This is a genomic window from Hathewaya limosa, from assembly GCF_030815255.1.
GTDB classification, from domain to species: domain Bacteria; phylum Bacillota; class Clostridia; order Clostridiales; family Clostridiaceae; genus Hathewaya; species Hathewaya limosa.
In genome coordinates this window covers 77,449-97,678 of record NZ_JAUSWN010000013.1, presented here as the reverse complement: position 1 = coordinate 97,678, position 20,230 = coordinate 77,449, and the positions used below count along the sequence as shown (strand labels likewise).

The 20,230-nt window shown below is 28.8% G+C and carries 19 protein-coding genes and 1 rRNA gene; 19 read left to right on the top strand and 1 reads right to left on the bottom strand.

Features of this window, described 5'->3' with window-relative positions; genetic code table 11:
- Window positions 1–126: 126 nt before the first annotated feature.
- The 5 genes from rrf to QOZ93_RS08725 all read left to right on the top strand — a co-directional run bounded on the left by rrf (window position 127) and on the right by QOZ93_RS08725 (window position 4,492).
- Window positions 127–243: ribosomal RNA gene (rrf, locus tag QOZ93_RS08745) — 5S ribosomal RNA — on the top strand.
- Window positions 244–404: 161 nt separating this feature from the next.
- A complete protein-coding gene (locus tag QOZ93_RS08740; RefSeq protein WP_307355928.1) occupies window positions 405–1,067 on the top strand; it encodes a Bax inhibitor-1/YccA family protein in 663 nt (220 codons plus the stop codon).
- A 219-nt stretch (window positions 1,068–1,286) separates the two neighbouring features.
- The gene (locus QOZ93_RS08735) at window positions 1,287–2,000 is read left to right on the top strand and encodes an arginase (RefSeq protein WP_307355927.1); all 714 of its coding nucleotides are present in this window, start codon (window positions 1,287–1,289) and stop codon (window positions 1,998–2,000) included.
- A gap of 204 nt (window positions 2,001–2,204) precedes the next feature.
- Window positions 2,205–3,671 (top strand): LexA family protein, encoded by a 1,467-nt coding sequence (locus QOZ93_RS08730; RefSeq protein ID WP_307355926.1) that lies wholly within the window; start codon window positions 2,205–2,207, stop codon window positions 3,669–3,671.
- A 257-nt stretch (window positions 3,672–3,928) separates the two neighbouring features.
- Window positions 3,929–4,492, top strand: coding sequence for a signal peptidase II (locus tag QOZ93_RS08725; RefSeq protein WP_307355925.1), 564 nt, complete (start codon window positions 3,929–3,931; stop codon window positions 4,490–4,492).
- A 332-nt stretch (window positions 4,493–4,824) separates the two neighbouring features.
- Here QOZ93_RS08725 and QOZ93_RS08720 read toward each other — a convergent pair whose 3' ends face one another.
- Window positions 4,825–6,228: an alanine/glycine:cation symporter family protein gene (locus QOZ93_RS08720; protein WP_307355924.1), complete on the bottom strand. Its 1,404-nt coding sequence runs from the start codon at window positions 6,226–6,228 to the stop codon at window positions 4,825–4,827.
- 287 nt (window positions 6,229–6,515) lie between these two features.
- On the opposite strand from QOZ93_RS08720, the gene QOZ93_RS08715 reads away from it, so the two are divergent.
- The 14 genes from QOZ93_RS08715 (at window position 6,516) to QOZ93_RS08650 (ending at window position 20,224) form a co-directional block, all read left to right on the top strand.
- Entirely contained in the window at window positions 6,516–7,508 is a 993-nt protein-coding gene (locus QOZ93_RS08715) for a hypothetical protein (protein ID WP_307355923.1), read from the top strand.
- Window positions 7,509–7,898: 390 nt separating this feature from the next.
- A complete protein-coding gene (locus QOZ93_RS08710; RefSeq protein WP_307355922.1) occupies window positions 7,899–9,068 on the top strand; it encodes a 1-propanol dehydrogenase PduQ in 1,170 nt (389 codons plus the stop codon).
- A gap of 277 nt (window positions 9,069–9,345) precedes the next feature.
- Window positions 9,346–9,690 (top strand): ethanolamine utilization microcompartment protein EutS, encoded by a 345-nt coding sequence (gene eutS, locus QOZ93_RS08705; protein ID WP_111940806.1) that lies wholly within the window; start codon window positions 9,346–9,348, stop codon window positions 9,688–9,690.
- A 12-nt stretch (window positions 9,691–9,702) separates the two neighbouring features.
- Entirely contained in the window at window positions 9,703–10,137 is a 435-nt protein-coding gene (locus tag QOZ93_RS08700) for a EutP/PduV family microcompartment system protein (RefSeq protein ID WP_111940808.1), read from the top strand.
- Window positions 10,138–10,321: 184 nt separating this feature from the next.
- Window positions 10,322–10,891 (top strand): ANTAR domain-containing response regulator, encoded by a 570-nt coding sequence (locus QOZ93_RS08695; protein ID WP_111940810.1) that lies wholly within the window; start codon window positions 10,322–10,324, stop codon window positions 10,889–10,891.
- A gap of 36 nt (window positions 10,892–10,927) precedes the next feature.
- Complete coding sequence (locus QOZ93_RS08690; protein ID WP_307355921.1) at window positions 10,928–12,361, top strand: sensor histidine kinase; 1,434 nt, start codon at window positions 10,928–10,930, stop codon at window positions 12,359–12,361.
- A gap of 139 nt (window positions 12,362–12,500) precedes the next feature.
- Window positions 12,501–13,946: an ethanolamine ammonia-lyase reactivating factor EutA gene (gene eutA / locus QOZ93_RS08685; RefSeq protein ID WP_307355920.1), complete on the top strand. Its 1,446-nt coding sequence runs from the start codon at window positions 12,501–12,503 to the stop codon at window positions 13,944–13,946.
- Between the two features lie 21 nt (window positions 13,947–13,967).
- Window positions 13,968–15,335 (top strand): ethanolamine ammonia-lyase subunit EutB, encoded by a 1,368-nt coding sequence (locus QOZ93_RS08680; RefSeq protein WP_307355919.1) that lies wholly within the window; start codon window positions 13,968–13,970, stop codon window positions 15,333–15,335.
- Between the two features lie 14 nt (window positions 15,336–15,349).
- Window positions 15,350–16,231, top strand: a complete 882-nt coding sequence (eutC, locus tag QOZ93_RS08675; protein ID WP_307355918.1) for an ethanolamine ammonia-lyase subunit EutC — start codon at window positions 15,350–15,352, stop codon at window positions 16,229–16,231.
- 17 nt (window positions 16,232–16,248) lie between these two features.
- Window positions 16,249–16,905 (top strand): ethanolamine utilization microcompartment protein EutL, encoded by a 657-nt coding sequence (gene eutL, locus QOZ93_RS08670; protein ID WP_307355917.1) that lies wholly within the window; start codon window positions 16,249–16,251, stop codon window positions 16,903–16,905.
- A 16-nt stretch (window positions 16,906–16,921) separates the two neighbouring features.
- The gene (locus QOZ93_RS08665; protein ID WP_307355916.1) at window positions 16,922–17,572 is read left to right on the top strand and encodes a BMC domain-containing protein; all 651 of its coding nucleotides are present in this window, start codon (window positions 16,922–16,924) and stop codon (window positions 17,570–17,572) included.
- 4 nt (window positions 17,573–17,576) lie between these two features.
- The gene (locus tag QOZ93_RS08660) at window positions 17,577–19,037 is read left to right on the top strand and encodes an acetaldehyde dehydrogenase (acetylating) (RefSeq protein WP_111940824.1); all 1,461 of its coding nucleotides are present in this window, start codon (window positions 17,577–17,579) and stop codon (window positions 19,035–19,037) included.
- A 63-nt stretch (window positions 19,038–19,100) separates the two neighbouring features.
- Window positions 19,101–19,385, top strand: coding sequence for an ethanolamine utilization microcompartment protein EutM (gene eutM / locus QOZ93_RS08655; RefSeq protein WP_111940826.1), 285 nt, complete (start codon window positions 19,101–19,103; stop codon window positions 19,383–19,385).
- Between the two features lie 83 nt (window positions 19,386–19,468).
- Complete coding sequence (locus tag QOZ93_RS08650) at window positions 19,469–20,224, top strand: cobalamin adenosyltransferase (protein ID WP_111940828.1); 756 nt, start codon at window positions 19,469–19,471, stop codon at window positions 20,222–20,224.
- Window positions 20,225–20,230: the final 6 nt, after the last annotated feature.

Sequence of the window (20,230 nt, the reverse complement as noted above, 5' to 3'; positions counted from 1 at the left end):
GGTGAGAGGTGTAAGCGTGGTAACATGTTCAGCTGACTCATACTAATAGGTCGAGGACTTGACCAAATAAATATTCATTATACAATTTTGAGAGAGCAATCTCTCTAGCATAATATTGTAAGTAGATCTGGTGATAATGGCATAAAGGTAACACTCCTTTCCATACCGAACAGGCAGGTTAAGCTTTAGAGCGCCGATGGTACTGCAGGGGCAGCCTTGTGGGAGAGTAGGACATCGCCAGGTAAGAATCCTATAGTAATTTATTACTATAGGATTTTTAATTTTAAAGAACTTTTCAATTTTATGTGAGTAATTAATTAAAGTTAATATATTATTTGCTAAAATTTTAAAATATAAGGTTATACTATATGATATAATAATCTATAAATAAGGAGGTAACGATTATGGAGTATAGATTAAGTCAATCAAAATTCATATCAAAAACTTTATTAGTTATGGCATTAGGATTGTTAGTTACTTATGGTACAGGTATGTTGGCAAGTAATTACCTAAGATATATAAGCTTTACAACAATGTTAGTAGCTATGTTCTTGGAACTGGGAGTTGTTATATATTTAAGAAGTAAAGTGTCAAAAATGAGTCCTGCCAAGGCTACATCTTGGTTTTTAATATATTCCGCTTTAAATGGAATTACTTTTGCAACTATCTTTGTTCTATATGATTTAACTACAATAGGAACGGTATTTATAATAGCTGCATTGATGTTTGCCAGTAGTGCTATGGTTGGAATGACTACCAAAAAAGATTTAAGTATGTTTGGACAGTTTTTAACTATGTCATTAATAGGATTATTAATTGTAAGCTTGGTAAATATTTTTCTACCATTGAAGGGATTAAATCTAACAATTTCTATATTTGGAATGTTACTTTTTTCAGGTTTAACAGCCTATGATATGCAAAAAATAAAATATTTTCATGAGCAAGCGTACTATATGAATTCAAATGATGTAAGTAGATTTACTATAATTGCCGCATTAGAATTGTACTTGGATTTTATTAACATATTTTTATATCTTTTAAGATTTGCTTCAAATAATGATAATTAATATAAATAATAAAAAGGATCTTTAAATTTTTAATAATTTAAAGATCCTTTTTATTATGATTTATATTAAGTGTAAATAAAGATTAAATAAAGCTTAAATATTGTTTAAATAAATCATAGAATCTTATATAACATTTTAAAAAAGAGGTATTATTTATATAATGATTTAAATATTCTGTTTATTGATTCTTTATAAATATGATTTTAGGATGGTGATTTGTTGAATAATATACTTTTAAGCATTGATTGGGATTATTTTATTCCTATTAAAAAAGAATGGACAGGCTCTTATATAGAAAATAGGAGAAATATAATAGGTCTTTGGTATAAAAGGTATATAAAGGGTGAGCAATGTGGTGAAAATATAGAAAAATATTTATATGTAGATAAAGAAGCAAAGGAATTTTGGAAAAATATAAAAAAACTTTTTTCATTTACAACATCTATGCCAGTTTATATTTCTGAATCTCATAAGATATCGTATGAGATAGCTAAAAAATATAATTGTACAGAAGTAATTTCTTTTGATGCTCATTCGGATTTGGGATATGGAGGCGTACAGTCATTAGATTATGAGGTAAACTGTGCTAATTGGTTAGGAAAGTTACTAAAGGAAGGAAGTGTAAAAAAGGCAAAAATAATTTATAGTAAATATACGATGGAATGTAAAGAAGAATTTGAAGAAATAACAAATAAGTATGATGTTCAGTTTAAAAAATTTAAATGTAATTTTAATAATAATAATAATATTAAACGAGATATAAGTGCAATACACATTTGTAGATCAGGGGCATGGACACCACCATGGTTAGATGATAAATTTTTTGAATTTGTTAAGAGATGTAACTTTAGCTATAAAAATATAGATTGTAATAAAAGGGAATGGAATGTAGGTAATTTAACATTAGCTGATAGACTAACCTATTTAATATAATAAATAAAATATCTTATATATGCAAGATTTCCTTTTAAAATATAAACTTATATATTTTAAAAGGAAATCTATTTATAAATTTTAAAAATAACTTTAAAACTAAGTTTTATAGTATAAAAATAATAAATATATTATAAATTGTGCTAAAAAGTAAAAAAATAAGCAATAAATATGGTAAAATATCATGTATTAGGAGGGGATTTTATGATATTTACCAAAAATCAGATGAAAGTAATATATTGTAAAACCGTAGGAAAAAAGTTTATAAAAGGAGTAGATAATAGCGGAAAATCTATTTCAGCTATAGCTAGGGCTTTAGTTTTAAAAAACAAATATAGTTTATATGATGAGGATAGAATATTATATTTAAATTGCAATAAGAATGAAGAAATAAAAAAAGAATATAATATAGAAGCAATGATATCTAACATACAAAAAGAAAATATATTTAAAAACATAAGTATTTTTTCTTTAATGAATAAGGATATTGAGTTTTTTAATCTAAAAGAATTTGTATATGAAACTTATAATAAATTAAGGAATTTAAATAATATAGAAAACAAAAAAATAATTGAAGATACAGATAAAGATAGAGTTGTACAAGAAATTTTAAAAAATCTTAGTAATGAGTATAAAAATATTAAATTTATTAGGTTAGCTGATATAAGTTTTATAGAAGAAGAAATTTATTGGATTAAAAATATGGGATTTACATGTAAAGAAGAATATTTTACTTGTAAAAGATCTGGGAAAAATGCTAAGAAGTATAGATTAAATAAGGGTTCTAAGGCAAGAGAGATAATTTATAAGATCTTAGAACGATATAATGAGATTATACAACAAGAAGGATATATAGATTATGAAGACATGATTTATTTTATTATAAATAGCCAGTATAAATTCTATGTACATATTATAGTTGATTATTGTGAGCAATTGAGTTTATTAGAATTAAAGCTTGTTAATTCTATAGTCAATAAAAAAAATTATAGTGATGAAATTTATATTATGCATAATCTATCTGATATTCCTTATTCGTGTATGATGCAAGGTAAACGAGTTACGCTTAAGAATTTGGGGAAAATCACTAGAAGATTTAATTTTAAAGAAGAAATTGAAGTGAAAAAAAATAAAAATATAAAACAAAGTAAAATTGATCTTATGGAAAGATTTGAATTTGTTGATATAAAACATAGAAAAGAATTTGAATTTATGCGTGACTATGCAAATATAGATGACATTATAGTAATGAATGGTGGAGAAGAAGAAGAATATGCTAGAGAAGAATTAAGAGATATTCCAGTATATAGCAATATTGCGGCAGGTCAACCTATTATGATTTCTTCAGAGCAAGAAGGCAAATTTTATTTGCCTAAGTATTGGTTTAAGGGTCAAAAAGAATGTTTTATTCTTAAAGTAAAAGGAGATAGTATGATAAATGCTAATATTAATAATGGAGATTATGTAGTTATTAGAAAGCAATCTATTGCAGAGAATAAAGATATAGTTGCTGTAGAATTAGATGGTAGTGCTACACTTAAAAGATTATATATAGATAAACAAAGAGTGCAATTACTTCCAGAAAATAATAAGTATAATCCTATTAATATTAATGAAGAAGATTGCATATCTATTTTAGGGGTAGCCCTTGGAGTAATAAAATTTAAATAAAACACAATTAAATTAAATTTCAAGCGTAGTCTTTGTTACTAAAGTTCTAGTGAAAAATACAAAAAAGTATATATATGTATAAATGTTAAATCATAAGGTTTAAAAACTTTGTGATTTTTTTTTATGTGCAATATTTTTTTGTAATATTAGCACAAATATTTTTTTTTATTTAGAATACAATATTACACAAAACAACATACAAAATATGGTAAAATAAAGTTAAAAAGTGGAAATAAAAAGAGCGGAAAGGAGTAATAATGAAAGAAAAATTAATATTATTTCTGTTGTTACCTATTAGTGGTATAATATTTTTTATATTGGGTACTAAATATAAAAATGGATGTAAAAGAAATTTATTGATTTTATATACTATATTACTTACTGTTATTGATGAGTTTATAAAAGTATTATTAGCCTATATAGTTAATATCAAAGGATTAAATTTTCATGGTAATTTAATATATCCAATGAGAAATGAATTTGCATCTTCATATGGTTCTTTCCTTAATAAAAATATTAGTATGAAGGTTTTAATTTGTATAAATATTTTTATGTTTATATTTAGTATAGTTATATATAATGTACATATAAAAAAATATGGAAAGAGTTTTTGGAGTGATTGGTTTATAATATTTACTTCAGCTGGACTAATTTCTTCTTTAATAGATAAAATATTTTGGGGAGGAAGTTTAGACTATATTAATTTAGCAAATAATGTACTTTTAGATTTAAAGGATATATATATGTTATTTGGAATTGTATTAATTATTTGTGAAGTAATTTTAAATGAAAAGGTTTCTTTATTTAAGATAAGAAGATAGTGAAAGTACCAATAAGTAACTGAAAATATCAGTAAATATCTAATAGATAAAATTTACCTAGATGATTTTTATATAATCCAGTTAGTTTACAGAAAATTAATGAAATTTTAAAATACAATTAATATTTTATATATACAATAATTAAGGGTTCAAGGAAAATCTTGAACTTAAAAAGCATAATTTAACGTGACATAAAAAGTGACAAGAATAAAAATTGTTAGGACCGATAAAAAAACATACGAAGTATTCCCTTATTTTAGTCAGCTTTGGCTGACTATTTTTTTATAATAAAAGGATTTAAGAAAAAAATTCTTAAATCCTTTTTAAATAAGTTATTTCCAACAATCTAAATTTTTATCTTTTAAACAATCTATTTTTTTAGGGTCAAATTTTATAGGTTGGCCATTAGCTTTTTGTTCTTCATATTGTTTAAGTGTTTTAAAAACAATTTTTGATAATAAAGCAATAGCTATAAGATTTAATATAGCCATAAGTCCCATAAACAAGTCAGCCATATCCCAAACAATTTGAATTTGTAATATAGAACCAGCCATAACCATTATAACAACAAATAATCTATAAATGATTAACCAAAGTTTATTTGTTTTAATAAATTCTATATTACTTTCACCATAATAGTAATTGCCTAGTATAGAACTATATGCAAATAGGAATATACAAATTGCTATAAATATATTGCCCCAAGAACCTACTTGTGAACTAAGAGCATTTTGAGTTAATTGAATTCCAGTTAAATTTTGATTTGTATAAACGCCTGAAAGTAATATGATAAATGCTGTTGCAGAACATATTAAAATAGTATCAGTAAATACACCTAAAGTTTGAATTAGACCTTGATGGATAGGATGTTCAACTTCTGCTGTTGCAGCCGCATTTGGAGCACTACCCATACCAGCCTCATTTGAAAACAATCCTCTTTTAATTCCCAACATTATAGCACCACCAAGAGTTCCACCAACTATTTCATTAAATCCAAAAGCATTTTCAAATATAAGTTTAAATACTGATGGTATTAAACTTATATTTTTACCTATTACGAATAAGGCAATTAATACATATGCTATAGCCATTACGGGAACAATTATCTCTGTTACTTTAGCAATTCTTTGTACTCCACCAAATATTACAGAAGCAGTTAAAATAGTTAGTATTATACCAGTTAGATGAGTATCCATTCCAAAAGCTTCCTTAAAAGCAAGGGAAATTGTATTTGATTGAACTGAATTAAAGATAAGTCCAAAACATATCGTAATTAATATGGAAAATAGTATTCCCATCCAACGTTTATTTAAACCTTTTTCCATGTAATAGGCTGGTCCACCTCTATATCCATCTTTATTTTTAACCTTAAAAATTTGTGCTAAGGTACTTTCAACAAAACTAGAAGCCCCTCCTATTAATGCAATTAACCACATCCAAAAAATAGCGCCAGGACCACCTAATGATATAGCAATAGCAACACCGGCTAAATTTCCAGTACCAACTCTAGATGCCGTACTAATGCAAAAGGCTTGAAATGAAGAAATTCCTTCAGAATGTTTAGACTTATTAACGGCACTTTTACCAAGTAAACTAAACATTTCTTTTAGGTATCTAAATTGTACAAACTTTAGTTTATAAGAAAAGAATAAGCCTAACCCAATTAACATTATTATTAATATAAAAGACCAAAGTAAATTATTTGTTTGTGCAACAAGGTTTTGTAAAAAATTCATTTTTTTCATCTCCCTTCTAATTTTTTTAGGTTTTTAGCAACTTTTAATTTTTTTATTTCCGTTTTTAATTAAAATATAAAAGCATTTTAACATATAAAAAAACAGAAATCAAATTTTAGAATTATGCGACAAATATCGACTGATATAATTAAAATAATGCAAAAAATAATATTAAAACACCATGATAAATTAAATTTATGATATAATGATTTAAATACGAGATATTGTGTAGTGTATAAATAAAAAAATATAATATAAAAATAGAAAAAAAATTTAGAGGGATTAATATGGAAAAAAGATTAGAAAAAAATACAAATAATAAGATTGTTTATAATATTAAGAAAAAAGATGTGTACACCAAGGCTTTGAAACAATTTTATGAAAATAAGATCCAGATTTTATTGGGTCCTGGATTAATTTTGATAGGATTTATATTAAGACACATGAATTTTTCTACTTTTTTAGGAAGTTTACTTATGGGATTTGGTGTGTTTTATGTTATTTTTCCTTATGCAATTTTAACTACTAATATAATACGTGTTAAAAATAAAACCATAACTATGAAATTAGAAGAAAAATCTTTAATTATAAAAGAAGAAATGGAGAAAAAAGAAGAAAAAAATAAATTACATTACAAAAATATAAGTGCTATTAACGAAGATAAATATTATGTGAGAATAGTACCTATAACTAAAAATGGAGAAATACTTAAGGAGATCCTAATTCCAAAGGATAGAATTTTACAAGGGAACTTAAATGAATTTATAGATACATTAAATGATAATATACAAAAGCATGGTGGAATGGAAAATAACTTGGAAAATCAATGTAAAAATGGAAGGAAAATTTTATCATATAGTATTAATAAAGAAGATTATAAAAAAATTTATATAAAAGAATATTATTCTAAGAAAAGTAATATAGCATATATAGCTATTTTTGGAGTTATGGCTATAATGTCTATTAAAATAAATATAGCAATTTCTATTGCATTTATCGGCTTATGCATTTTCTATGTTTTTTATCCATATGTAGGATATTTGTTAAAGACTAATAATATAGTGGAAGAAAATGTTTTAATAAGTTTGTGTAGTGATGGCAATATTGGAATTCTAAGTGGAAAATCTGTAATAAAATTAAATAAAAATAGCATAAATATTACTGAAGATAATGATGTATATATAAAATTTGAAACTCCTCTTAAAGATAAGATCCCAGCATATATTCCTAAAAAACATATAAATATGGGAGAAATAGATAACTTTCTAAAGTTATTATAAGAAAAATCTTTTTAGAAGGGTGAAAAAGGGTTTTTAAATAAACTTATAATTATTGACAATTATAAGTTACAATAATAAAATTATAACATGTACAATTTGTTTAAAAGTATAAATAAAAAAATTTGAAGAAAAATAATCAAGTAATATGATACTTAGAATTAATAATAATTATGCATATTTTGATTATGATTAAAATTAAATAAGTAGCATGTAAATACAACGATGTATTTTATTTTTATATGAGAGAGCAATGAAGCTTCTTAAGGAAAAAAAGGTCCTTAGGAAGCTTTTATTTTTATATAAATAGTCATTAGTTTATTACTTAAAATCAAATAATTATTAAGGCTTATTATGTAAATAGCTTAATATAAATTTCTAAGGAGTGATATGATGGAAAACTTTAGTGTTAAACCACAAGTATATTTTGGAGCGGGTTCGCTAGAATTTTTAAGTACATTAAAGTGTAAAAAAGCTTTTGTAGTAACAGATCCATTTATGGTTAAATCAGGTACTATAAATAATGTTACAATTCAATTGGAGAAGGCTGGAATAGAATATGAAGTATTCTCAGATATAGTTCCGGATCCACCAATTGAATTAGTCGCTAAAGGTATGAAAGTTATGGATGCTTGTGATCCAGATGTTATGATAACTTTAGGTGGAGGATCCGCTATAGATGCTTCTAAGGCTATTAGACAATTTAGAGGAATAGTTAAAAGAGGAATAAGTGGAAATATAGAAGCAAAAGATCCTATGTTTATAGCTATTCCAACAACAAGTGGTACAGGATCTGAGGTAACTTCATTCTCAGTTATTACTGATAAAGTTGCTAATGTAAAATATCCTTTAGTTGATCAGAATATGTTACCAGATGTAGCAATATTAGATGCTAATTTAGTTAAGTCAGTTCCAGCGGGAATAACTGCGGATACAGGATTAGATGTTTTAACGCATGCTATAGAAGCATATGTATCAACACAAGCTACTGATTTTACAGATGCTTTAGCAGAAAAAGCTATTAAGACGGTTTTTGAATATTTACCAAAGGCTTATAAAGAAGGATCAGATGAAGAAGCTAGACAAAAAATGCACAATGCTTCATGTATTGCTGGTTTAGCATTTACTAATGCCTCATTAGGAATTAATCATAGTATGGCACATATTTTAGGTGGAAAATTCCATATACCTCATGGTAGAGCTAATGCAGTATTATTACCTTATGTAATTGAATATAATGCTGATTTAAAAACTACTTATACAAAAGATTACACAAGAGCTGCTGAAAGATATGCCGAAATTGCTAGATTTTTAAACTTAACTCGTTCATGTAATGTTAAAGAGGGAGTTAGATGTTTAATAGAAGGTATTCAAAATCTAATCAAGAGTTTAGGAGTACCAGCTAAAATTAAAGATACTGGTGTAAGTACAGAAGAGTTCAATAGTCTTGTGAAAGAAATGTCAGAGGTAGCTTTAAAAGATGGATGTACACCAACTAATCCAAGAATTCCAACTGTAAATGAGTTAGAGGAATTGTTTATAAAATCATATAATGGAAGATAAATCATTTTAATTGTGTATTTTTAATAAAAAATATTGACAAAATATTAACTTTGAACTATAATTTAGGTATAGTAATTGTTTAAAGTTAATAGTTACAGATACAAGGGTGTGTCTGTGTTAATTAGAAGCGACGAGGCTTAATGAAAATATTTTATATATTTTTATTAAGCCTTTATTTTTTTGCTTTGCGAAGATGCATGTTTATAATAAAAAAAGTTATTTAAGGAAAACTAAAAAAGAAAGTAAAAAAGATTAAATTGCGAGTGAGGTAAATAACATGGAAGATAAGCAAAGGATTATACAAGAGTATGTTCCAGGAAAACAGATTACCTTGGCACACTTAATTGCACATCCAAATAAAAATATTTATACTAAACTTGGTCTTTTAGAAGATAATAGTGAGGCTATAGGAATATTAACAATAACTCCTAGTGAAGCTGCTATAATAGCTGCAGATGTTTCTACAAAGGCAGCAGGAGTTGAAATTGGATTTGTAGATAGATTTAGTGGTTCTTTAGTTATCACAGGAGATGTTTCAAGTGTAGAGGCAGCATTAAAAGAAGTTATCAACATGTTAACTTCAGTATTACAATTTTCTGCATCAAATATAACTAGGTCGTAGGAGGTAAATCTGGTGAAAAAAATTATGCTAGTTGGTAAAACAGGGTGTGGTAAAACGACCTTAACTCAAGTTTTACATAATGAAAAGATTGATTATAAAAAAACACAAGCATTAAGCTATGGAGAAAATAGCATTGATACACCAGGTGAATATATAGAAAATAGAGGCTATTATAAGGCTTTAATTGTAACTTCTGCAGATAGTGACGTTATAGGACTTCTACAAGATTGTACTCAGTCCAATAGCATTTTTCCACCTAGCTTTGGAAGTATGTTTCCTAAACCAGTAGTTGGAATTATTACAAAGATAGATCAATGTAATAATGAGGAAAATATTAAAAGAGCTGAACAATTTTTAAAAATTGCAGGTGTACAAAAGATTTTTAAAATAAATTCTCTTAAAAATGAAGGAATAGAAGAATTAGTAGATTTTTTAAATGATAAATAGAAAATCAAAAAATATATGAAAATATCAAAAATTTTTATGTATTTTTTAAACAAAAGTATGTTAAAATGTAAGTACAGAATAAAAAAAGTCGAAAATACAAATAAAATGTATTTATACTATGCATAATATAGGATAATGAAAAATTCTTCTTCAGTTCTTATCTTTATTGAGAGAGGTGGAATAAATGGGTAAAAAGATTGTAATAGCCGATGATGAACCTATTACAAGAATGGATTTGAGAGAAATGTTAGAAGTAGAGGGGTACAATGTTGTAGCAGAAGCTTCTGACGGATTTGATGCCATAGAACTTTGTAGAAAACATAGACCTGAGCTAATAATTATGGACATAAAAATGCCGCTTTTAGATGGGATTAATGCTTGTAAAATTATCAATGAAGAACAATTGGCTGATGCTATTATTTTATTAACTGCCTATAGTGATAAAACTTTTATAAAAAAGGCTAAAGAGGTAGGGGTTATAGGATATTTAGTAAAACCAATAGATGATAGGGCACTTTTACCAGCAGTGGAAATTGCACTATCAAAAGGACAAGAGTTTAAAAGTTTAAAAAAAGAGGCTAAAACTGCACAAGATAAATTAGAATCCAGAAAGCTTATAGAAAAAGCTAAAGGAATTTTAATGAAACAAAGATGTGTTAATGAAGATGATGCTTACGCTTATTTGAGAAAATTAAGTATGGATAAAAGAGTGTCCATGAGGGAAATTTCAGAGATAATCATTATGAGCGATTAGGTTAATACTTAATTGATGCAAATGGGGGAAATGAATATGGATATTAAAGAATTATGCAAAGCATATACTTATCTAAAAGATGAGGATATAGGCATAATAGAACATATATCTAATACATTACAATTTATATCAGATTTAGTGAAGGCAGATGTTTTTATAGATTGTCCAACAAAAGAAAATGGCAAGGCTATAGTAGTGGCACAAGCTAAACCCTGTTATTGCAAGTCCTTGTATAGTAAGAATGTTGTAGGGCAATTGGCATTAAGGGAAAATGAACCAGCGGTTATTAGAACCATGGAAATAGGAATGCCAACTAAAGATGTAAAAGGGATAACGCAAGAAAATATTAATACTAAACAAACAGTTGAACCTATTAAAAATAAAACAGGTAAAACTGTAGGGGCATTAATTATAGAAAAAGATGAAAAAGAAATAATCGATGCTAGTAGAAGAATTGAAATATTGGCAGAAACTAATGAAACGCTAACTAATATTTTAACTGAAAAAACAGTTGAAAAGGAACAAAAAAAGTATATAAGTCATGAGGATAATAATATAACTTATCATATAGATGATGCCATTATTATTTTTGATGAAAATGGTATTGTGAGATTTAAGAATCCAATGGCAGATAAACTGTATAAAGAGTTAGGGTATAAAGAAGATTTAATTGGTATGGATTTTAATAATATTTCTTTAAATGATCACAAATTTAGTGAATTGACTGAAAATAAACAAGTTTCTTCATATGAGGTTAGCATAAATGATATGGTATTTCAAGTGAAGTATGTTTTTCAAAATAATAAGAACTTTAATTTAGCTATGCTAATTAAGGATATAACTTATGTTAAGGAACAAGAAAAAGAGTTGATTTTAAAATCAGTGGCTATAAAAGAAATCCATCATAGAGTCAAAAATAATTTACAAACTGTTGCAAGTTTATTGAGACTTCAGGCTAGAAGAATAGATAATGAAGAATTTAAGTCTGCATTAAATGAAAGTATGAATAGAATATTAAGTATAGCTGCTACTCATGAAATTCTAGCAAGAGAAGGAATTGATGAATTAAATATAAAAGATGTTATTCAAAGAATAAAATATAGTATGTTTAGAGACTGTTATATAGAGGATGTGCAAATTGATTTAATTGTTACAGGTGATGATTTTAGTATAAATTCTCAAACATCTACATCAGTTTCTTTAATAATAAATGAATTGATTCAAAATTCCATCAAACATGCATTTAAACATAAAGATAAAGGTAAGATAGAGGTAAACATTCATAAAGGAAATAAGTACTCAACTATATCAGTAATTGATAATGGTAATGGGTTTGACATAAATAGTGTAAAGGATACTAGTTTGGGATTAAGTATAGTTAGACAATTAGTAACAGATAAATTGCACGGAGAACTTAATTTGTTTTCTAATGAGCAAGGAACAAAAGCCGTGTTTGATTTTAAAAATTAATATATTATGTGAACACAATGATGTGTTTGTTACATAAGGCAATGAAGCCTAGAGCATATACCGTTAGATTATTATATCTAACTGCATAACTCTAGGCTTTTTATATTCTATCAAATTATTAGGAAAGGAAGTTGTTAAGGTGAGGGAAGAAATACTAAGTGTTGGTATTGATATTGGTACATCAACAACCCAACTTGTTTTTAGTAAAATAACCATTGAAAATACTGCCACAACTTTTTCTATACCAAGAATTAAGATTGTTGACAAGGAATTAATATACAGAAGTAATATTTACTTTACTCCATTAATTTCAAATACAAAGATAGATGGAAACAAGGTAAAAGAAATAATTGAAAGTGAATATAAAAAAGCCAACATTACTCCAAGTGATGTTAAAACAGGAGCAGTAATCATTACAGGTGAAACTGCAAGAAAAGAAAATGCTAACGAGGTTTTACAAAGCTTAAGTGGTTTTGCAGGAGACTTCGTTGTGGCTACAGCAGGACCAGATCTTGAATCTATTATAGCTGGTAAAGGTGCTGGAGCAGATAAAATTTCATATGATGAAGATTCAGTAGTTGTAAATATGGATATTGGTGGAGGTACTTCGAATCTAGTTGTATTCAAAAATGGAGAAGTAATCGATACTGGTTGTTTAGATGTTGGAGGAAGACTTATTAAGATAGATCCTGCAACAAAAAAAATCTACTATATTTATCATAAAGTTAAGAAGTTAGCTCAAAAAATTGGAGTTTATATAGAAGAGGGTCAAATAGCAGATGAAAACACAATAAGAAAAATAGCTAGAGAAATGACTAGAATCTTAGAAGAATCTGTTTCCCTAAAAAATAGAAGTGAAGATTATTTCGATTCAATCACTAATCAAGAAAGAGGAAAAGGAATTAAAGATGGTTATACCTTTAATTCAATAACTTTCTCAGGTGGAGTTGCTGATTATGTTTATCATGAAAACAGTGGAGATCCATTTAAATATGGTGATATAGGAATTATCCTAGGTGAAGAAATAAGAAAATCAGATTTAATTAGAAAAATTCAAATTAGAGATGCAGTAGAAACAATTAGAGCTACTGTAGTTGGTGCAGGTTCTCATACTACTGATATTAGTGGTAGTACAATTACTTACACTGAAGATGTATTTCCAGTTAAGAATCTACCAATTTTAAAGTTGTCAGAAGATGATGAACAAAGTGGTTTTGATAGTATTGGAAATGCATTAAGAGAAAAGTTAAAATGGTTTAATTTAGATAATGAACAGCAGCAAGTAGCTGTTGCGCTTAAGGGTTCTAAGAATCCTAGCTTTGAAGAAGTTAAAAAGCTTTCACAAGCTTTAATATATGGAATGGCAGATATATTAGAAAAAGACTTTCCAGTGTTTGTAATTATAGAATCTGATATTGCAAAGGTTCTTGGGCAAACAATGTACATGGACTTAAAGTTTAAGAAAAAAGTCATATGTATAGACTCCATAAAGGTTGAAAATGGAGATTACATAGATATTGGTAAGCCATTAGCTAATGGAAAAGTTGTTCCAGTTGTAATTAAAACCTTAGTATTTAATTCATAATATTATAGAGAGGTGAACATAGTGATACTAAAAACTAAATTATTTGGAAAAGTGTATCAGTTCAGAGATGTTAAAGATGTATTAGCAAAAGCTAATGAAGAAAAGTCAGGAGACAAATTAGCTGGTGTTGCACCACAAAGTGCTGAAGAAAGAGTTGCAGCTAAAGTTGTATTAAGCCACTTAACATTAGCAGATTTAAGAAACAATCCAGTTGTTCCTTATGAGATGGATGAAGTAACTAGAATAATCCAAGATGATGTAAATGAAAGAATTTACAATGAAATCAAGAATTGGACAGTTGCTGAGTTAAGAGAGTGGATTCTTGATAACAACACTACAGGTGCCGATATTAAGAGAATTTCAAGAGGTTTAACTTCTGAAATGGTAGCTGCAGTAGCTAAGTTAATGTCTAACTTAGACTTAATTTATGGAGCTAAAAAAATTAGAGTTACAGCTCACTGTAATACAACAATCGGTGAAGAAGGAAGATTATCAGTAAGACTTCAACCTAACCACCCAACAGATGATGTTGATGGTATCGTAGCTTCATTATTTGAAGGTTTATCATATGGTATCGGAGATGCAGTATTAGGATTAAACCCTGTTGATGATACTGTAGGATCAGTAAAAAGAGTATTAGAAAAATTCGATGAAATTAAAAATAAATTTGAAATTCCAACTCAAACTTGTGTATTAGCACACGTTACTACACAAATGGAAGCTATAAAACAAGGTGCTCCAGCAGACTTAATATTCCAAAGTATAGCTGGTTCTGAAAAAGGTAACGAAGCATTCGGTCTTAATGGAAGCCTAATTGAAGAAGCTAGACAATTAGCATTAAAAGAAGGTACAGGATGTGGACCAAACGTAATGTATTTTGAAACTGGTCAAGGTTCAGAATTATCTTCAGATGCTCACCATGGTGCAGACCAAGTAACTATGGAAGCTAGATGTTATGGATTTGCTAAAAGATTTGATCCATTTATAGTTAACACAGTTGTTGGATTTATCGGACCAGAGTATTTATATGATAATAAACAAGTTATCAGAGCTGGTTTAGAAGACCACTTCATGGGTAAATTAACTGGAATTTCAATGGGATGTGACGCTTGTTACACTAACCATATGAAAGCTGACCAAAACGATATAGAAAACTTAGCTGTATTACTTTCAGCAGCAGGATGTAACTATTTCATGGGAATCCCTCACGGTGATGATATCATGCTTAACTACCAATGTACAGGATATCATGAATCAGCTGCATTAAGACAAACTTTAGGTTTAAGACCAATTAAAGAGTTTGAAGAGTGGTTAGAAAAATATGGAATAATGAAAGATGGTCAGTTAGCTGAAAATGCTGGGGATGCATCTATATTCCTTAACAAATAGTGGGAGGTAACGATATGTTTTCTGAAAATGATTTAAAGAAATTAGTAGAACAAGTTTTAGGAGAAATGTCATCAAACAATGGTTCAAACGTTACTGCTTCTGAAAAAAGATGCGAAGTTGTAGTAGATGAAAATGGAATCATTCCAGATATTACAGAAGTTGATATTAAGGCACAATTATTAGTTGAAAATCCTGCTGATAAAGAAGGATACTTAAAAATGAAACAACATACTCCTGCAAGAATCGGTATAGGTAGAGCAGGAGCTAGATATAAAACAGAAACTATGTTAAGATTCAGAGCCGACCACGCAGCTGCTCAAGACTCTGTATTCTCAGATGTTCCAGAAGAGTTTTTAGAATCAGCTAATCTATTCTCAATTAAAACATTATGTGGATCTAAAGATGAATACTTAACAAGACCTGATTTAGGAAGAAAAATTTCTAAAGAAGAAATGAGCAAATTAAATGGTAAGATTAAAAAGAATCCTAAAGTTCAAATATATGTATCAGATGGATTAAGTTCAAAAGCTATAGAAGCTAATATTAAAGATGTATTACCAGCTTTAATCCAAGGCTTAGAAGCTTATGGTATAGATGTTGGAACTCCATTCTTTGTTAAATACGGAAGAGTTGCTGCTATGGACCAAATTTCTGAAGAAACTGGTGCAGATGTAACATGTGTATTAATCGGAGAAAGACCAGGACTAGTTACAGCTGAAAGTATGAGCGCTTACATAGCTTATAAAGCAACAGTAGGTATGCCAGAATCAAGAAGAACAGTTTTATCAAACATTCATAAAGGTGGAACTCCTCCAGTAGAAGCTGGTGCTCATATAGCAGAAATAATCAAAATAATGTTAGAGAAAAAAGCAAGTGGACTTGATTTAAAACTATAGTTTAGGAGGCAAAAACTATGAAAAATGATGCACTTCGTCCATCAGTTTTAAGTGTTAAAATAATTCCAAATGTAAATCCAGAAATGGCTGCTGAATTAAATTTATCAGATGAACATAAAAGTATTGGTATGATCACAGGAGATTGTGATGATGTAACATATACAGCTCTTGATGATGCAACTAAAAAAGCAGATGTTAAAGTTGCTTATGCAAAGTCAATGTATGCTGGGGCAGGTAATGCTAGTACTAAATTAGCAGGAGAAGTTATTGGTATAATTTCAGGACCAAGTCCAGCAGAGGTAAGAAGTGGATTAAATGCTGTTGTTGACTTTATTGAAGGTGGAGAAGCTACTTTCTATAGTGCTAATGATGATGATAGCATTCCATACTATGCTCACTGTATTTCAAGAACAGGTTCTTACCTTTCTGAAACAGCAGGAATTCAAGAAGGAGAAGCTCTTGCATATCTAATAGCACCTCCACTTGAAGCAATGTACGCTTTAGATGCAGCAATGAAAGCAGCTGCAGTTGAAATGAAAGCATTCTTTGGACCACCAAGTGAAACAAACTTCGGAGGAGCACTATTAACTGGAAGTCAGTCTGCCTGCAAGGCAGCATGTGATGCATTTGCAGCAGCTGTTAAATTTGTAGCAGATAATCCAACTGATTTCTAATTAAGGCTTAAAAATTATGAATAATAATAGAGCTGCCTTAGGGTTAATAGAAACATATGGTCTAGTAGGGGCTATAGAAGGTTTAGATGTTGCATTAAAATCTGCAAATGTAAGTTTAATAGGCCGTGAATTTGTTAAAGGTGGTAGAGTTACCATAGAAATTACCGGTGATGTATCTGCTGTAAAGGCTGCTGTTGAGGCAGCCGGGGCAGCAGTAGAAAAACTGGGAACTCTTATTACAACACATGTCATTGCAAGATCCGATGATGAGATTTGGGCAATGTTAGAAAACACAAAAGATAAGAAGAATGAACAAACAGAAGATAAGATAGTACATGAAGAAACTAAAGTTGTAGCTTTAAATAAAGAAGCTGTAGAAACAAAAGATGAAGAGAAAGATACAGTTACAGAGATAGAAGAAGAGATAGTTTTAGATGAACAAAAGATAACAGATGCAAATAAAGAAATACTTGCATATAGCGAGGACAACACTAGTGAGGAAGTTATAGAAGAAAAAACTAGAGAAGAACTTGAAGTAATGAGAGTTCAAGAGCTAAGAACATTAGCTAGAAAAATGGAATTAACTTCTTTGACAAAAAAACAGATTAAATTTAGTAAAAAAGAACAGTTAATACAAGCTATTCTTGAACACTGGAAGAGGAGGTAGCTAGATGCAAACTTTAGATAGAGATTTATTTTCTATACAAGAAGTAAGAACATTGATAGCAAAAGCTAAAAAAGCACAAGAAGTTTTTAAAACATTTACTCAAGAACAAGTGGATAAAGTTGTTAGAGCAATGGCCGAAGCTGCAGAAAAAGAAGCAGTTAGACTTGCAAAAATGGCAAATGAAGAAACAGGTTTTGGTAAGTGGGAAGACAAGGTGATTAAAAATACATTTGCAAGTAAGCATATGTATGACACAATAAAAGACCTAAAAACAGTTGGAATAATCAACGAGGATAAAGAAAACAAGATTATTGAAGTTGCAGTTCCAGTAGGAGTAGTAGCTGGTTTAATACCATCTACAAATCCAACTTCAACAGTTATATATAAAGCATTAATCAGTGTGAAAGCAGGAAACGCAATAGTTTTCTCACCACACCCAAATGCAAAAAATTGTATATTAGAAGCTACAAAAGTTGTTGCTGAGGCAGCTGTTAAAGCAGGTGCTCCAGAAGGATTAATCAGTGCAGCTACTATGCCTTCATTAGAAGGAACACAAGAATTAATGACAAACAAAGATACATCATTAATCCTTGCAACTGGTGGAGAGGCAATGGTTAAAGCAGCTTATAGTTCTGGTACTCCAGCAATTGGAGTTGGTCCTGGAAATGGTCCAGCATTCATCCATAAGAGTGCAGATGTAAAGTTAGCTGTTAAGAGAATTATAGATTCTAAGACATTTGATAATGGTGTTATATGTGCTTCTGAGCAATCAGTAGTAGTAGAAGCTCCTATGAAAGAAATAGTTAAAGCTGAACTTGAAAGACAAGGAGCGTATTTCTTAAATAAAGAGCAATCAGAAAAATTAGGTAGATTCATATTAAGAGCTAATGGAACAATGAATCCACAAATAGTTGGTAAGAGTGTTAAAGTACTAGCTGAACTTGCAGGATTAGATATTCCATCAGGAGTTAAGGTATTAATATCTGAACAAAATACTGTTGGTAAAACTAATCCATATTCAAGAGAAAAATTAACTCCAATCTTAGCGTTTTACTGTGAAGAATCTTATGATAAAGTTGTGGAAAGATGTGTAGAAATATTAATGAATGAAGGTAAAGGTCATACATTAGTTCTACATGCTCAAGATCAAGGAGTTATCAGAGATTTCGCTGTTAAGATTCCAGTATCACGTTTAATAGTAAATGCACCAGGAGCTTTAGGTGGAATTGGTGGAGCAACTAATTTAGTTCCAGCTTTAACATTAGGCTGTGGAGCTGTAGGTGGAAGTGCTACATCTGATAACGTAGGACCAATGAACTTATTAAACGTAAGAAGAGTTGCAATGGGTGTTAGAGAGTTAGAAGAAATAAGAGGCGGAGTTTCAACTCCACAATGTAACGATATTTCAGAAGAATATATTGACATCATTGTAAACAAGATTATAGAGAAATTAGGTTTAAAATAATTTAAAATAAAAATATAAAATTTATTTATATAATTTTTGATATATCTTAAGGAGGATTTTCAAATGGCAAACACAAATGCATTAGGAATGATCGAAACTAAAGGTTTAGTAGGAGCAATCGAAGCTGCAGACGCAATGGTTAAGGCTGCAAACGTAACTTTAATAGGTAAAGAGCAAGTTGGTGGTGGATTAGTAACAGTTATGGTAAGAGGAGATGTTGGAGCTGTTAAAGCTGCTACAGATGCTGGAGCTGCTGCTGCTGAAAGAGTTGGAGAATTAATTTCAGTTCATGTAATCCCAAGACCACACGGAGAAGTTGAAGTAATACTTCCAAAAACTGAAGCTTAATTTTAAATAATTAATGTAAATTGATATATATGATCCCGAACCTTACGGTTCGGGAAATATATATAAAAGAAGGTGTGAAATAAATGGCGGTATTAACTGAATATGCACTTAGATCAGAACTTAAAGATGCAAACATTAAAGAATTTATTGTAGAGAAAAATACTATAATTACACCATCTGCAAGACAGTATTTGCATGATAAGAATATTAAGCTGGTTTTTAAAGAGGATAGAGTATCTGAAGATAATAATCAGAATATTCAACATAAGGAAGAAAAGCAATTTTTACCCAAATATGAGGGCCTTTTGGGTGGATACTATGAAAATAAACCAGAGTTTATGACGCAACTTAGTGGAAATAAACTAGTTTTTAAGGACCATAAAAGAATCATATTTAGAGGGAAAATTGATAGTCTAGAAGGAAAAGTTCTTCAAACTCAAGTTTTAGCTAAAAATTTGGGAAACAAAAGAGTCATTTCTGACTTAGAAGAAATTTTAAAGTTTATAAGAGGTATTTCAAGAGCTGAAATATTAAACGAAACTTTAGGAGAATTTTCTCTATTAGGAATGAATGAAGATGATCTTAGAGCAATTTCACATAATCCTAAGAAGTATATGAATGTAGATCATTTATTTTATCCATCTTATGAAATTGGTGAAATGGCAGTAGCATTAAATATTTTAAGAAGTCAGGTAAGAGAAGTAGAAATTTCTGCATTAACTGCATTTAAGAATGAAGATGGAGAGGTTTCAAGAGGTGACATAGTAAGATATTTAAATAGATTGAGTAGTTGTCTATATATTATGATGCTACAATGCACTAAGGATAATCAAAAATAGAGGTGA

Coding starts and splice junctions, on each gene's coding strand:
- eutL (WP_307355917.1), top strand. CDS start 16,249: ATGAAAAATGATGCACTTCGTCCATCAGTTTTAAGTGTTAAAATAATT.
- eutC (WP_307355918.1), top strand. CDS start 15,350: ATGTTTTCTGAAAATGATTTAAAGAAATTAGTAGAACAAGTTTTAGGA.
- QOZ93_RS08715 (WP_307355923.1), top strand. CDS start 6,516: ATGGAAAAAAGATTAGAAAAAAATACAAATAATAAGATTGTTTATAAT.
- eutS (WP_111940806.1), top strand. CDS start 9,346: ATGGAAGATAAGCAAAGGATTATACAAGAGTATGTTCCAGGAAAACAG.
- QOZ93_RS08650 (WP_111940828.1), top strand. CDS start 19,469: ATGGCGGTATTAACTGAATATGCACTTAGATCAGAACTTAAAGATGCA.
- QOZ93_RS08725 (WP_307355925.1), top strand. CDS start 3,929: ATGAAAGAAAAATTAATATTATTTCTGTTGTTACCTATTAGTGGTATA.
- QOZ93_RS08730 (WP_307355926.1), top strand. CDS start 2,205: ATGATATTTACCAAAAATCAGATGAAAGTAATATATTGTAAAACCGTA.
- QOZ93_RS08660 (WP_111940824.1), top strand. CDS start 17,577: ATGCAAACTTTAGATAGAGATTTATTTTCTATACAAGAAGTAAGAACA.
- QOZ93_RS08690 (WP_307355921.1), top strand. CDS start 10,928: ATGGATATTAAAGAATTATGCAAAGCATATACTTATCTAAAAGATGAG.
- QOZ93_RS08710 (WP_307355922.1), top strand. CDS start 7,899: ATGGAAAACTTTAGTGTTAAACCACAAGTATATTTTGGAGCGGGTTCG.
- QOZ93_RS08695 (WP_111940810.1), top strand. CDS start 10,322: ATGGGTAAAAAGATTGTAATAGCCGATGATGAACCTATTACAAGAATG.
- eutM (WP_111940826.1), top strand. CDS start 19,101: ATGGCAAACACAAATGCATTAGGAATGATCGAAACTAAAGGTTTAGTA.
- QOZ93_RS08665 (WP_307355916.1), top strand. CDS start 16,922: ATGAATAATAATAGAGCTGCCTTAGGGTTAATAGAAACATATGGTCTA.
- QOZ93_RS08720 (WP_307355924.1), bottom strand. CDS start 6,228: ATGAATTTTTTACAAAACCTTGTTGCACAAACAAATAATTTACTTTGG.
- QOZ93_RS08740 (WP_307355928.1), top strand. CDS start 405: ATGGAGTATAGATTAAGTCAATCAAAATTCATATCAAAAACTTTATTA.